This is a genomic window from Leucobacter exalbidus, assembly GCF_017834145.1.
Classification (GTDB): Bacteria; Actinomycetota; Actinomycetes; order Actinomycetales; family Microbacteriaceae; genus Leucobacter; species Leucobacter exalbidus.
The window spans coordinates 1,804,632-1,817,971 of sequence record NZ_JAFIDA010000001.1; the positions used below are offsets into that span (position 1 = coordinate 1,804,632).

The following is a 13,340-nucleotide window of genomic DNA, read 5'->3' on the forward strand; positions in this document are numbered from 1 at the left end:
TGCTTTTTGTCAAGCCATGCGGGTCTGGAGTTCTCGAAACATGGCTCGGCATACGTAACGCCGCAGGCAGCGACGAACCTCGCGTGGAGTGCGGCCCTCAGCTCGGCGGCGGGACACGTACTCACGAGTGGCTTCGTCGTAGCTCATACGGGTACGAACAATGGTGTCAACTGCCCGGTTGAGTTGCCGGTCTCCGGAGCGGGAAAGCCGGTGCCGAGTCGTGTTCCCTGAGGACGCTGGTAGCGGGGCGATTCCCCCGAGGGCTGCGAAAGCAGCTTCTGACCGCACCCTGCCACGGTGTGAATAGGCAGTGACAAGAATCGCTCCAGTTACTGGGCCGACCCCCGATATCTGCTGCAACCCAGGGGCGAGTTCCTCAGTGAGTTCAGCAAGCAGGAGGTGGTTGACCTTGAGCTGCTCGATGTGTTCGAGGATTGCCCTGGCCAAGCGCTTCGCCTCAGTTCGGAATATGCGCGCTGGCCCATTGTCCCCGGACGTGCGCCAGGCAGAGATAGTTTTGATCTGCGCGTCGTTCAGTGGCTTGCGGGCATCGATGCCGAGGTCAACGCTGCGTGCCAAAGCATTAAGCGCGTTTCTGTTCGCTGTGCGATGGTGATCGAGCTGTGCACGGGCTGCAAGTAGCACCCGGAGTGCGGTACGACTCCCCGCCTGCCGAGGCTGGCAGAGAACGGCGGTATCGCGGCCGAGGACTGAACGGGCTGCCGCTTCGGCATCGAGAACGTCAGACTTCCCAGAATGGGCGTGAGTCGATCGAGCTGCCGGCCGAACCTCGGCAACGGTGATTCCGGCCGCGCCTAAGGCTGCGGTGATACTACTACCGTAGGAAGACGTGCCCTCAGCAGCCGCAAGCACTGCAGTGTGCTGACTGCGCCGCCCAATCCAGTTGACGGCGCGGGCGTTGCCGGCCGAAGACGTGGGAAATGTTGCGGTGGAAATGACCGCACCATCTTGCGCCCGGATAAGGCAATAGGTGTGGGTACGAGCATGTGTGTCGATGCCGACGACATACTCGAACTGATCTGTGACGAGAACCATGGTGACCTCCATTAATGAAATATGATGACCGGTCCACTTTGGGGTCGCTTGGAGCCACATCTGTAATGAGTCACATCCGCGAGGGGTGGACAAGCTTCTAATTAAGGCATCCGTGCGCAGAGACCGGGCTTCGACTTGAACATGGACACGTCATTTTGAAGACACCACCGTGAGGTGAGTCGGATATACCGTGAGTCACATGTGCGAGTCGAAGTCCAGCCTCTCAGCCCACCACGGGTGGGCATAGACCCATTACAGATTTACCCGCTCGTCCAAGAAATGGCCGCGACGGGTGCCCGTGTTCGGGTGCCCGTCGCGGTGACGTGCCGGGTGCTGGGGTTTTCTGAGCAGGCCTACTATCAGTGGCTGAAACAGCCGCGCTCGGCACGCGAGATCGCCGATAACCATCTGATCGGGGTGCTCCAAGAGCTCCACGAGGATGACCCCGAGTTCGGGTATCGTTTCCTGGCCGATGAGCTCCATGCCCTCGGCTATCAGACGTCAGAACGTCGTGTGTGGCGGCTGTGTAACCTTGCGGGCATCGCTTCAGTGATCACGAAGCGGAAACCCCGGTACAAGAAGGCCCTGCCGCCAGTGCATGACGATCTGGTGCAGCGCGATTTCACTGCGACGGGGCCGAACCAGTGCTGGCCGACGGACATCACAGAGCATTGGACGAAAGAGGGAAAACTGTACCTTTGTGCCATCAAAGATGTGTGGTCCAACAAGATCGTGGGCTACGCGATTGATGACCGTATGAAAGCATCGTTGGCGGTGAGGGCGCTCGAGAACGCGGTGCTCCAGCGCGGCGCCCCTGAGGGTGTGGTGGTGCATTCCGATCGTGGTTCTCAAGGCGGATTCAATTGGTTGTCGCAACACCCTGATGATGGAGGTGTTCAAGAATGGCGACGAAAGATTGGGCCGCGAAAACCGGTGATGCGCCCGAGGTGGTGCGTCGGCAGTGGCGTGCGGATAGGGCGTTACGGCCCCCGATGCGATCTCCTGGTAGACCGGAGCCTTCCCGGTCAGTTCAGCGCGAGTTTTGGCGTCTGATCGCCACTGGGATCACCTCGGCTGAAGCTGCGCTACAGGTGGGCGTGTCAGTGCCAGTAGGTACGAGGTGGTTTCGGCATGCTGGGGGTATGACACCACTGAGTTTGTGCGAGCCCACTGGGCGGTATCTCTCATTTGAGGAACGTGAAGAGATCGGCCTCCTTCGCGCCCGGAACATTGGGGTGCGTGAGATTGCCCGCCAGTTGCGGCGTGACCCTGGAACGATTTCACGTGAGTTACGACGGAACGCAGCCACCCGGAGCGGGAAGCCAGAATACCGGCCGTTGGTCGCGCAATGGAAAGCGCAACAGGCCGCGAAACGTCCCAAAGTAGCGAAGCTTGTGCAGCACGATCACTTGCGGGAGTACGTGCAGGAGCGTCTTTCTGGTGAGGTTCGGCTGCCCGATGGCACCATCGTTACGGGACCCAAAGCCCCGGTATGGAAGGGACTAAATAAGCCGCATCGGCAGGACCGGAAGTGGTTCCTGGGGTGGAGCCCGGAACAGATCTCCGAACGGTTGAAGGTCGATTTCCCCGATGATGAGAGTATGCGTATCAGTCACGAAGCGATCTACCAGTCTCTCTATATCGAGGGTCGTGGCGCGCTGAAGCGTGAACTCGTCGCGGCGCTTCGGACTGGGCGTGCGCTCCGGAAACCGCGGGCGAGGTCGCGCAACACACCGCAGGGGGCATGTCACCGCTGATGTGGTGATTTCTGAGAGGCCAGCGGAGGCTGCTGATCGTGCAGTTCCGGGGCATTGGGAAGGGGACCTCATCATCGGGACGAACCGGTCGGCGATAGGCACCCTCGTTGAGCGGAAGAGCCGTTCCACGTTGTTGGTGCATCTGCCTCGACTGGAGGGGTATGGGGAGCAACCGGTGGTGAAGAACGGGCCCGCGCTTGGTGGGTATGGGGCTGTGGCGATGGCCGATGCGCTGACTGTGGCGATGTCTCAGCTACCGCAGCAGCTCAGGAAGACGTTGACGTGGGATCGCGGGAAAGAGCTCTCCGCTCATGCGAAGTTCGCATTCGAGACTGGCACGAAGGTGTTCTTCGCGGATCCGCATTCGCCGTGGCAGCGGCCTACGAACGAGAACACGAACGGGCTCCTGCGACAGTATTTTCCGAAGGGTACTGATCTTTCAAGGTGGAGTGTGGAGGAGCTTGAGGCGGTGGCGTACACGTTGAATAACCGGCCCAGAAAGGTGTTGGGTTGGAAGACCCCGGCAGAGGTATTCACGGAGCAGCTACAGTTGGTTCAACGACCCGGTGTTGCATCGACCGGTTGAACTCACCTTCGATCTGGGCATCATTCAGATCGGGACATGCGCGGATCGAGGTCAATAATTCGTATTGGCAAGTCCAGGTCCAACCGAATCAACAATTGGACAGCGTCACCGGCCGAGCACTGTGCTGGGCTCACTCGGTGACTCTTGTGCGAGCAGTTCTTTACGAGCGATTGCCTCATAGTGCCTCGATCGCAACAAAAGCATCACGCTGACCGGGCCCATAACGATGAACTTCATCGCGTTCCAGATGCAGATCAAGATCACGAAGTGCAACCATCCCGGCCCGCCGTGATCGATAAGATCTGAACACCACACGGCGGCCAGCATGTAGGGCACGGCAAGCAACGTCGCTGGCACACCCCACTTCAACCCACGACGCCGCCGAATGACAGCGATGAGGATGTTGGTCGGCATGCAGTGCTGCATGAACGAGCGAACGTAGATACTCAAGATCCAGATTGAGCGAATCATGGCGGGGCCTCCCGATATACATACTTCTCCGAAGAGGAGGCGACATATGATCGAGTTCCCGTGAGGGCCACCCCGAAGGGCCTATTACTTGTGGACGTGCCTCACCCTCCAATGTACGCCCGCTTTTGCAGATGCGAAAGGGTCAGATGAGGCGCACCTTCTAGAAGAAGTCATTCTCGAAGGAGGCCACCATGCCCGCGCTCACTGCTCTTGCCAGGGACGATCGCTCCGCCCGCTTATTGCTATCGATTATCGGCACCCCCGCTGACGTTGCCACGGGAAAACTACTCACCGAGGTAGGCGCAGCAGAGCTGATCTCGATCGCCGAAGGGGACGGCACAGTCCCGGGCATGGATCGAGTTGAGGCTGCGGTGTGGCGCGATCGGCTCCATTCAGCTGCCACCCCGGATCGCCTTGCCGAGCGAATAGTTGAGGCCAGCAAGTTCCGTGTGATCATTCCCAGTGACCCCGACTGGCCAACGACGCTTAACGATCTCGGTCACCGTGCCCCGTACGCGCTCTGGGCGAAGGGGCGCACAGAATTGCTCGCTGAGCCGCTCCCGCAGCGCATCACCGTCACGGGCGCCCGCGCCGCCACCTCATACGGCGCGCATGTCACCGACGAACTCTGCGGCGACCTTGCTCAGAGTGGCAGAACACTGATCGCAGGGGCCGCATACGGGATCGAGGCGTCCGCGCACCGCGCCGCCCTCCTCCGCGATATGAACACGATCGCAGTGCTCGCTTCTGGGGTTGATCGCCCATACCCCGCGGGCCACGCTGATCTCATCGACCGCATTGCGCGCGAAGGGCTGCTGCTGTCCGAGGTACCACCGTCGGTCGCGCCGACTCGCCAGCGGTTTATCGACCGATCGCGCATCCTCGCCGCTTTGTCGAGCGCGACGATCATCGTTGAAGCAGGATCCCGGTCAGGTTCGTTGCACACGGCCACCGAGGCTGCGCAGCTGGGACGCCTCGTCGGTGCAGTCCCTGGGCCGGTAACGAGTGCCGCCAGCACGGGCACCAACCTGATGCTGCAAAGTGGTCAAGCCAGTGTAATTACCAATGGATCGGACATCATGCGCATGGTTGAGGGCGAGACGAACGCCCCTGAGCGGAGTGTGATCCGCTCAGGGGCGCCGCATGTTGCCTCACCCAAAAGTCGAGTGCTGTAAGTCCTATCTTGCCGTCGGAATCTCGACCACCAGACTCCGGCGAAGCTCGTCGAGATCGACCCGGATGAGTCGGCCGACCCGATACCCACGAACGGTGCCGTCAGCGATTCGACGCCTGATGGTCTTGACCGAAACCCCCAGGTTCTCGGCCGCGACCACCAATGGAACCAGCGCAGATTCAGATGCCTCAGATCGAGTTCGAGCAGTCATGGTGTTACCTCCCTGTAAGCGAATGAGTGTCACTCCACAGGTGTCCGCCGCTGTCCGGTTAGGTCTCCTCGCCGCCGTCACCTTCTTTCTGCGCTCGGGCAATGCTCGCGCTGACACGATCGCTCATCCGGTCAGCCAGTTCTCGATCTCGGTTCATGGTGGCGTGCTGGTAACGCAACACGATGTGAATGTCAGCGTGACCGCCGCGTCTCATCAGCTCCGCGAGCGTCGCCCCCTCTTGCGCGAAGATCGTGAGCCCCGTGTGGCGCAGGTCGTGGAACCTGAAGCGGTGGGGCAGCCCCGCGACTCCATCTCGCACGTCAGCCCAGATGTACCCCCACCGGGTGTTCGACAGCGGGATGCTCCCCCGGCGGTCGGCGGGGAGCACCGGCGCCTTCGCGTCGGAGGAAACGTAGTCGTGCAAGTGCTGCTGCAGTCGACCGATCATGAGCTTCGGGATACTGAGGGATCGCCTGCCAGCCTCACTCTTCAGATCGGTGTAGCCGCCCGTATTGGCGTTGAGTTGACGCCGAACGTGCAGCGTGGCACTTCCATCGTCATGCCACTCGATATCACGACGTTGCAGCCCAAGGCACTCCCCTCGGCGCAGCTGACACCATGCCGCGAGCAGTACTGCGATCGCGTACTGATCTGGAACCGCCTCGTACAACGCCTCTACCTGCATGGGAGTCGCAACGTCTTCACCCGCGTCGTGGTCTACGTCGTGCCTTACCGACTCTTGCCGCGGTACCGATACATTCGGTGCGGCTGGGATGATGCCGTCTCGTGCGGCCTGCCGGAGGATCATCATGAGCACGATGAGCACCGGTCTCGTGATGCCGTTGAACTTCGAGTTTGGGTTCAGAGGCGCGGGGATCTGGTCAAGCCGGTCCGTCATCACCTTGATGCGGGCGGCGTCGATCTCGCGCACCGGAGTGCTTCTGAACTCTGGAACGAGATAGCCGGTGACCTTTCCTTGGTAAGAGCGCACCGTACCAACAGCCCGCTTCTTACCGCTGCGGTTAGGTTCGGTACGGATCATTTCAAGCCAACGCTTGGAGTACTCCTCGAATCCCAAGGACTGTGCTTGTTCGGTTGCCAGCTCGGCTTCAAGCCTGGCCGCGATCTCCTCCGGCGGCTCCCACAGGCCCCGCGCCATGTTCGACTGCACCCCGGCAAGCCAGGTTCTGGCATCCGTTTTGGTGAGGAAGGTGAGCAGCCTGTCTTGATCGGTTCTGGCTGTGTAGGTCGTTCCGTCGGGTCCTGGGTAGCGAGCTTGCCAGCGGCCAGAAGGGAGCTTGCGCAGGCTCCCCCAATTCTCGCGTTTGCTGTTACTCATGATGACCTCCCATGGACTCGAACGGACGCTGGTGGACCGTCGTGCCACTTCGTGCCACTCGACCTCACACCCCTCCTAGATCCGCATGATTCCGCGGATCTCCGGGGGTTGATTCGATCGTTTGTGACACGAAGTGGCACGGCTTGGGCGGTGCAGCAACTGCAAATTCTGGTCCCTGCCTCGCCTCCCTTCCACGTGGAAGGTGCGCACGTGCCATCCCCGTGCCACTTCGGGTGGGTATTCCTGTTCATTTCTGTTCTCCTCTGTCTTTCGACTGGAGACACGAAAACGCCCCTGATCTGCGAAAACTCGCGAATCAGGGGCGTGAACAGGTATTTAGGTGGGGCCTCTAGGGAGAAGTCTTAGAAGTCCCAGTCCTCGTCTTCGGTGGCCTCAGCCTTGCCGATGACGTAGCTCGAGCCTGAGCCCGAAAAGAAGTCGTGGTTCTCGTCAGCATTGGGCGACAGCGAGGACATGATCGCCGGGTTGACGTCGGTCATCTCCTTGGGGAACATCGGCTCGTAGCCGAGGTTCATGAGCGCCTTGTTCGCGTTGTAGTGCAAGAACTTCTTCACGTCTTCCGTGAGGCCCACCGGATCGTAGAGATCCTGCGTGTACAGGATTTCGTTCTCGTAGAGCTCGTACATCAGCTCGAACGTGTACGCCTTCAGCTCTTCCTGACGCTCAGGAGTCTCTTTCGCGACGCCCTGCTGGTACTTGTAACCGATGTAGTAGCCGTGCACGGCTTCGTCACGAATGATGAGGCGGATCAGGTCTGCCGTGTTCGTGAGCTTTGCCTTCGACGACCAGTAGATCGGCAGGTAGAAGCCCGAGTAGAACAGGAACGACTCGAGCAGCGTCGAAGCAACCTTGCGCTTCAAGGGGTCGTCGCCCTCGTAGTAATCGATAATGATCTGCGCTTTCTTCTGCAGATACTGGTTATCGACTGACCAGCGGAACGCGTCGTCAATCTCCTGCGTCGAGCACAGTGTCGAGAAGATCGACGAGTAGCTCTTGGCGTGCACCGACTCCATGAACGCAATGTTCGTGTAGACGGCTTCCTCGTGCGGGGTGATCGCATCGGGAATCAGCGAAACGGCGCCAACGGTGCCCTGGATCGTGTCAAGCAGGGTGAGGCCGGTGAAGACGCGCTCGGTGAGACGCTTCTCAGCGTCGGTGAACGTCGCCCACGACTGCACGTCGTTCGACAACGGCACCTTCTCGGGCAACCAGAAGTTCGACGTCAGGCGATCCCAAATGATCTTGTCGGTGTCGTCTTCGATGCGATTCCAGTTAATCGCCTGCACCGCGTGGCCCAGCTTAAACGGCTTCGGGTTCATCGTTTCCTTCTCGGCTTGTTCTTTGTGTTCAGAGTGATGGATCAAGGCTACGCCCCCACTGCGACCAAAGGCCACTCCCGCAAGACCCAGGTGGGTTGCTTCGGGAGTGGCCAGCGGCTCGGCAGGTTTAGAGCATGCAGCTCACGCACTCAGCCATATCCGTGCCCTCCAGCGCGAGCTGGCGGATGCGGATGTAGTAGATCGTCTTGATGCCCTTGCGCCATGCGTAGATCTGCGCCTTGTTGATGTCACGGGTCGTCGCCGTGTCCTTGAAGAACAGCGTGAGCGAGAGGCCCTGATCGACGTGCTGCGTTGCTGCGGCGTACGTGTCGATGATCTTCTCGGGGCCGATCTCGTAGGCGTCCTCGTAGTAAGCCAAGTTCTCGTTCGTCATGAACGGAGCCGGGTAGTACACGCGACCCAGCTTGCCTTCCTTGCGAATCTCAACCTTTGAGGCGATCGGGTGGATCGAGCTCGTCGAGTTGTTGATGTACGAGATGGAACCGGTGGGCGGCACAGCCTGCAGGTTCTGGTTGTAGATACCGTGCTCCATGACGCTGGCCTTCAGCTCACGCCAATCCTGCTGCGTGGGCAGTGCGATGCCGGCGGTGGTGAACATCTCGGCGACGCGGGGCGTCTCGGGAAGCCATTCACCATCGGTGTACTTGTCGAAGAATTCACCCGACGCGTACTTCGAGTCAGCGAAGCCGCCGAAGACCTGCTTGCGCTCGATCGCGATCTTGTTCGACGCCTGCAGGGCGTGGAACAGCACCGTGTAGAAGTAGATGTTCGTGAAGTCGATGCCCTCGGCTGAGCCGTAGTGCACGTGCTCACGAGCCAGGTAGCCGTGCAGGTTCATCTGGCCGAGGCCGATGGCGTGCGACTGGGCGTTGCCGTCTTCGATCGAACGAACCGAGTTGATCGAGCTCATGTCGCTCACCGCGGTGAGTGACCGGATCGCGAGGTCAACGGTCGAGGCGAGGTCGCCGCCGTCCATGGCCATAGCGATGTTCATCGAGCCGAGGTTGCAAGAAATATCCTTGCCGATGTTGTCGTAGCTGAGGTCTTCGTTGTAGGTCGTGGGGGTGTTGACCTGCAGGATCTCAGAGCACAGGTTCGACATGTTGATGCGGCCCTTGATGGGGTTCGCATCGTTCACAGTGTCTTCGAACACGATGTAGGGGTAGCCCGACTCGAACTGCAGCTCGGCGACCGTCTGGAAGAAGACGCGTGCGCTGATCTTGGTCTTCTTGATGCGTGCATCGTTGACCATCTCGTAGTACTTCTCAGTGACCGAGATGTCGCCGAACGGTACACCGTAGACCTTTTCAACGTCGTACGGCGAGAAGAGGTACATCTCTTCGTTCTTCTTCGCGAGTTCGAACGTGATGTCGGGTACGACGACGCCCAGCGAGAGCGTCTTGATACGAATCTTCTCGTCAGCGTTCTCGCGCTTGGTGTCGAGGAACTTCATGATGTCGGGGTGGTGTGCCGAGAGGTACACCGCGCCGGCACCCTGGCGTGCGCCGAGCTGGTTGGCGTAGCTGAAGCTGTCTTCGAGGAGCTTCATCACGGGAATGATGCCCGAGGACTGGTTCTCGATCTTCTTGATCGGGGCGCCGGTCTCGCGAATGTTCGACAGTGACAGTGCCACGCCGCCGCCGCGCTTGGACAGCTGCAGCGAGGAGTTGATGCCGCGTGAGATCGACTCCATGTTGTCCTCGACGCGCAGCAGGAAGCAGGAGACGAGCTCGCCGCGCTGTGCCTTGCCGAGGTTCAGGAAGGTGGGGGTGGCCGGCTGGAAGCGGCCCGAGATCATTTCGCGCACGAAGCCGCGAGCGAGCTCCTTGTCGCCACGTGCCAGGCCGAGTGCGACCATGACGACGCGGTGTTCGAAGCGCTCGAGGTAGCGCTTGCCGTCGAACGTCTTCAGCGCGTACGAGGTGAAGAACTTGAACGCACCCAGGAATGCCGGGAAGCGGAACTTCATCGCAAAGGCTTCGTTGGTGAGCTCTTCAACAAAATCGATCGTGTACTGGTCGAGAAGTTCCTTCTCGTAGTACTCGTTGTCGATGAGGTAGCGCATGCGCTCTTCGAAGTTGTGGAAGAACACCATGTTCTGGTTGACGTGCTGCAGGAAGTACTGGCGCGCAGCTTCACGATCACGGTCGAACTGAATCTTGCCGTCCGCGTCGTACAGGTTGAGCATCGCGTTCAGCGAGTGGTAATCCATGTCGCTGATCTTTGACGAGTCAAGTCCCGAGGCCATCACTGCTGCTTCCAAAACGTATCCATTCCTTTCCGAACGGCGTTCACGTCGTCCGGGGTTCCAAAGAGTTCAAATCGGTAGAGAAAGGGCACTTGGCACTTCCTCGAAATAATCTCTCCGGCGATCGCATATCCTTCGCCGAAGTTCGTATTTCCTGCCGCCATCACCCCGCGTAAAAGCGTGCGGTTTCTCTCATCGTTGAGGAACTTGATGACTTGTTTGGGCACGGCCCGGGTTTCAGGGCCGCCTCCGTACGTGGGGACGAGGAGCACATAGGGCTCTGTCACCACGAGCGGTTCTTCATGCGCGTACAGCGGGATCCGGGCCGCGGGGCGTCCCAGTTTTTCGACGAAGCGCTTGGTGTTCCCTGAGATGCTTGAAAAGTACACCAGGTCAGTCATGATCGCTTACCTCGATACCGCAGTACCCCGAGGTCCAAAGACTCCGGGGCGAATTGCGCAGGTGTGTTACGCCAGACGGCTCGCGAGTGCCGAGATCTTGTCGGGGCGAAAGCCCGACCAGTGCTCGTCATCGGTGACCACGACGGGAGCCTGGAGGTAGCCCAGTTCCTTCACCGTTTCGAGCGCCGATTCGTCCTGCGAAAGGTCGAGTACGTTGTACTCAATTCCCTTGCTGTCGAGCGCTCGGTACGTCGCTGTGCACTGCACGCACGACGGCTTGGTGTATACCGTGATGGCCATTTCACGCCCTTCTTAAAAGCTTACTCGCCTCGTTCGAGGCACTACATATAGTGAACCATACCAACCTTGACCACAACATGATGTAGTTACACCAATGTAGTTTTCTTTTCACTCTCCACCGAAACCGGTGTGACTTGGGGAGAACTTTTCGCATGGTTCTGCGCTTTCCGCACAGTTATCCACAACCCCACTCGGGGCAGAGAAATTTCCTCCCCACCCCTATCTCGGCGTGTCGCCAGTAGGGGGTCATTCGAGGGCCACCGGCCACAAGAATTCACGCCCATCGGGTTCAAACCAGCGCAGCATCAGCATCGCGTTGGGGGCTGCCGCGCAGTCTCCCGCGGCCCCGCCACGCACGATCACTCGCGCCCGTTCGCCGGGCAATACCGTGGCCGGAAGCGACAAACCTAACACCCCGGCCCCCGCTAACGCGAACCTCACTGAGTGCGCGGGGCGCTCCCCGCAGTGCTCCACCTCAATCGCCCCGGTGGCCGACCGCAGGCTCACGCGCCACGGTGTTTCGATCGGGGCAGCGTCGGGTGGCGCGGGCCCCGCATGCCGGGCCGTCGAGGCGCTAGAGGTAGCCCCGGGGCTCGGGGCCTGCTGCGGCGTCTGCGCCCACAGCCCCAGGCGAGCTCTTCGCGCCCGGGGCCGCACCCTGACACTCAATCTGAAGGGGTTCATGGCGGCAGGATACGCCGCACGTCAGACATTGCAGGGGCAGATGCCGCCCCCACCGTGTTCTACACGTGATGGTAGGGGCGCCCGCCCGCAATCTCCTGTGCCCGGTAGAGCTGTTCGGCGAGAATCAACCGCACCAGCTGGTGGGGGAAGACGAGCTTAGACAGGCTCCACACGAAGTCAGCGCGCGCCCGCACGGCGTCGCTGACGCCGTAGGCCCCGCCGATCACGATGCTGACATTGCGCCCCGCGTTAAACGCGCCCTGCAGCGTGCGGGCCAGCTCTGGGGAGTCGACGTTTTTGCCGCGCTCGTCGAGCAGCACGACGAAGGCGTCACGGTCGAGCTTCGCGAGAATGCGCTCCGATTCTTCGCCGCGCGCCGCATCGTTTTCACGCGCGGAGTGCGGCAGCAGCTGCCAGCTCACATCGAACGGTTTGCGCAGCCGCTTCTCGTAGCGGTCGATCCCGTCGAGCACCCACTTCTCGTGCTTCTTGCCAACGGCCAGCACCTTCACGCTCATGAGGCGCGCACACTCTCGAGGTACTCGGCGATGCGCCCGATCGCTTCCGTAAGCACCGGCACGGCCGGCAGGGTGACGAAGCGGAGGTGATCCGGAGTCGCGAGGTTGAAGCCACGGCCGTTGGTCACCAGCACCTGCGTGGCCCGCAGCAGATCGATCACAAATGCCTGATCGTCTTCGATCGCGTAGACCTCGGGGTCGAGGCGGGGGAAGAGGTACATCGCGCCGCCGGGGCGCACGCAGGTGACTCCGGGGATCTCGGTGAGCAGGGTGAGTGCGGCGTCGCGCTGCTCGCGCAGCCGCCCGCCCGGGGCGCACAGCTCGCCGATGCCCGACCAGCGGGGGTCGGCGAGCGCGGCCGGAATCGCGTGCTGCGCCGGCACGTTCGAACACATGCGCATGTTCGCGAGCAGGGTGAGGCCCTCGAGAAAATCGCGGGCGTTCGAGCGGTCGCCCGTGATCGTGAGCCAGCCGGCGCGGTACCCGGCAATGCGCTGGGCCTTCGACAGTCCGCTGAACGTGAGACAGATGGTGTCGTGCGCGTGCAGGGCAGCGTGCTCGTGGCGGGCGCCGTCGTACAGAATCTTCTCGTAGATTTCGTCGGCCATCAACACGAGGCCGTGGCGTTCGGCGAGCTCGGCGAACCCACGCACCAGCTCGGCGCTGTACACGGCTCCGGTGGGGTTGTTGGGGTTGATCAGCACAATGCCCTTAGTGGCGGGCGTGATGAGTCGCTCGATGGCCGCAAGATCGGGCATCCAGCCGTTCAGCTCGTCGCACGGGTAGTGCACGGCGCGGCCGCCCGAGAGCGTGACCTGCGCGGTCCACAGCGGGTAATCGGGCGCGGGCACGAGAATTTCGTCGCCGTCGCTCACGAGCGCCTGCAGTACGAGCGAGATGAGCTCGCTCACGCCGTTGCCGATGATCACGTCATCGGGGGTGACCCCGGTGATTCCGGCGGCCTCGTAGTAGTGCGCCACGGCCTCACGCGCTGGCAAAATGCCGCGCGAATCGCTGTAGCCCTGCGCGAGCGGCAGCGCCTGCCGCAGCGCCTCGACGATTTCGGGAGGGGCCTCGAACCCGAACGGGGCCGGGTTGCCGATGTTGAGTTTGAGGATCTGGTGGCCCTCGCGCTCAAGGCGCTCGGCCTCCTGCAAAATCGGGCCGCGTACGTCGTAGCGCACCCCTTGCAGTTTCTTGGACTGGGTGATCTGTCGCTTCTGCCGCACGGTGA

The 13,340-nt window shown here is 61.0% G+C and carries 12 protein-coding genes and 2 pseudogenes; 3 read left to right on the plus strand and 11 right to left on the minus strand.

The annotated features are described in order from the left end of the window. Nucleotides 1-9 precede the first annotated feature (9 nt). Entirely contained in the window at nt 10-1,056 is a 1,047-nt protein-coding gene (locus tag JOF28_RS08155; protein ID WP_209705306.1) for an IS110 family RNA-guided transposase, read from the minus strand. Nucleotides 1,057-1,224: 168 nt separating this feature from the next. Between JOF28_RS08155 and JOF28_RS08160 the strand changes: the two are divergent. Continuing rightward, nucleotides 1,225-1,908 (plus strand): annotated as a pseudogene (locus JOF28_RS08160) (IS3 family transposase); the annotation flags it as partial. Nucleotides 1,909-1,958: 50 nt separating this feature from the next. After that, nucleotides 1,959-3,399 (plus strand): annotated as a pseudogene (locus JOF28_RS08165) (IS30 family transposase). 105 nt (nt 3,400-3,504) lie between these two features. Here JOF28_RS08165 and JOF28_RS08170 read toward each other — a convergent pair. Beyond that, nucleotides 3,505-3,870, minus strand: coding sequence for a sulfate permease (locus JOF28_RS08170; RefSeq protein ID WP_209705307.1), 366 nt, complete (start codon nt 3,868-3,870; stop codon nt 3,505-3,507). 191 nt (nt 3,871-4,061) lie between these two features. Between JOF28_RS08170 and dprA the strand changes: the two genes are divergently transcribed. Then, the gene (gene dprA / locus JOF28_RS08175) at nt 4,062-5,045 is read left to right on the plus strand and encodes a DNA-processing protein DprA (protein WP_209705308.1); all 984 of its coding nucleotides are present in this window, start codon (nt 4,062-4,064) and stop codon (nt 5,043-5,045) included. Between the two features lie 3 nt (nt 5,046-5,048). Here dprA and JOF28_RS08180 read toward each other — a convergent pair whose 3' ends face one another. From JOF28_RS08180 to JOF28_RS08220, 9 genes are all read right to left on the minus strand, one after another. Continuing rightward, nucleotides 5,049-5,255 carry an excisionase family DNA-binding protein gene (locus JOF28_RS08180; RefSeq protein WP_209705309.1) on the minus strand — a complete coding sequence of 69 codons (207 nt, stop codon included), beginning with the start codon at nt 5,253-5,255 and terminating at the stop codon, nt 5,049-5,051. A gap of 58 nt (nt 5,256-5,313) precedes the next feature. Next, nucleotides 5,314-6,594 carry a tyrosine-type recombinase/integrase gene (locus JOF28_RS08185; protein ID WP_209705310.1) on the minus strand — a complete coding sequence of 427 codons (1,281 nt, stop codon included), beginning with the start codon at nt 6,592-6,594 and terminating at the stop codon, nt 5,314-5,316. A 362-nt stretch (nt 6,595-6,956) separates the two neighbouring features. After that, on the minus strand, nt 6,957-7,934 hold the full coding sequence (gene nrdF, locus JOF28_RS08190) for a class 1b ribonucleoside-diphosphate reductase subunit beta (protein WP_209705311.1): 978 nt from the start codon (nt 7,932-7,934) through the stop codon (nt 6,957-6,959). A gap of 127 nt (nt 7,935-8,061) precedes the next feature. Continuing rightward, the gene (gene nrdE, locus JOF28_RS08195; RefSeq protein WP_209705312.1) at nt 8,062-10,203 is read right to left on the minus strand and encodes a class 1b ribonucleoside-diphosphate reductase subunit alpha; all 2,142 of its coding nucleotides are present in this window, start codon (nt 10,201-10,203) and stop codon (nt 8,062-8,064) included. Beyond that, nucleotides 10,203-10,604 carry a class Ib ribonucleoside-diphosphate reductase assembly flavoprotein NrdI gene (gene nrdI, locus JOF28_RS08200; protein WP_209705313.1) on the minus strand — a complete coding sequence of 134 codons (402 nt, stop codon included), beginning with the start codon at nt 10,602-10,604 and terminating at the stop codon, nt 10,203-10,205. Before nrdI ends, nrdE begins: the two co-directional genes overlap by 1 nt. A 66-nt stretch (nt 10,605-10,670) precedes the next feature. Next, nucleotides 10,671-10,904, minus strand: a complete 234-nt coding sequence (gene nrdH / locus JOF28_RS08205) for a glutaredoxin-like protein NrdH (protein ID WP_209705314.1) — start codon at nt 10,902-10,904, stop codon at nt 10,671-10,673. A gap of 246 nt (nt 10,905-11,150) precedes the next feature. Next, a complete protein-coding gene (locus tag JOF28_RS08210; protein ID WP_209705315.1) occupies nt 11,151-11,411 on the minus strand; it encodes a hypothetical protein in 261 nt (86 codons plus the stop codon). Nucleotides 11,412-11,647: 236 nt separating this feature from the next. Beyond that, complete coding sequence (rlmH, locus tag JOF28_RS08215; protein ID WP_209705316.1) at nt 11,648-12,106, minus strand: 23S rRNA (pseudouridine(1915)-N(3))-methyltransferase RlmH; 459 nt, start codon at nt 12,104-12,106, stop codon at nt 11,648-11,650. Continuing rightward, a complete protein-coding gene (locus JOF28_RS08220) occupies nt 12,103-13,335 on the minus strand; it encodes a pyridoxal phosphate-dependent aminotransferase (protein WP_342452126.1) in 1,233 nt (410 codons plus the stop codon). The genes rlmH and JOF28_RS08220 overlap by 4 nt, the downstream gene beginning before the upstream one ends. Nucleotides 13,336-13,340: the final 5 nt, after the last annotated feature.

Coding starts and splice junctions, on each gene's coding strand:
- JOF28_RS08155 (WP_209705306.1), bottom strand. CDS start 1,056: ATGGTTCTCGTCACAGATCAGTTCGAGTATGTCGTCGGCATCGACACA.
- JOF28_RS08170 (WP_209705307.1), bottom strand. CDS start 3,870: ATGATTCGCTCAATCTGGATCTTGAGTATCTACGTTCGCTCGTTCATG.
- dprA (WP_209705308.1), top strand. CDS start 4,062: ATGCCCGCGCTCACTGCTCTTGCCAGGGACGATCGCTCCGCCCGCTTA.
- JOF28_RS08180 (WP_209705309.1), bottom strand. CDS start 5,255: ATGACTGCTCGAACTCGATCTGAGGCATCTGAATCTGCGCTGGTTCCA.
- JOF28_RS08185 (WP_209705310.1), bottom strand. CDS start 6,594: ATGAGTAACAGCAAACGCGAGAATTGGGGGAGCCTGCGCAAGCTCCCT.
- nrdF (WP_209705311.1), bottom strand. CDS start 7,934: ATGAACCCGAAGCCGTTTAAGCTGGGCCACGCGGTGCAGGCGATTAAC.
- nrdE (WP_209705312.1), bottom strand. CDS start 10,203: ATGGCCTCGGGACTTGACTCGTCAAAGATCAGCGACATGGATTACCAC.
- nrdI (WP_209705313.1), bottom strand. CDS start 10,604: ATGACTGACCTGGTGTACTTTTCAAGCATCTCAGGGAACACCAAGCGC.
- nrdH (WP_209705314.1), bottom strand. CDS start 10,904: ATGGCCATCACGGTATACACCAAGCCGTCGTGCGTGCAGTGCACAGCG.
- rlmH (WP_209705316.1), bottom strand. CDS start 12,106: ATGAGCGTGAAGGTGCTGGCCGTTGGCAAGAAGCACGAGAAGTGGGTG.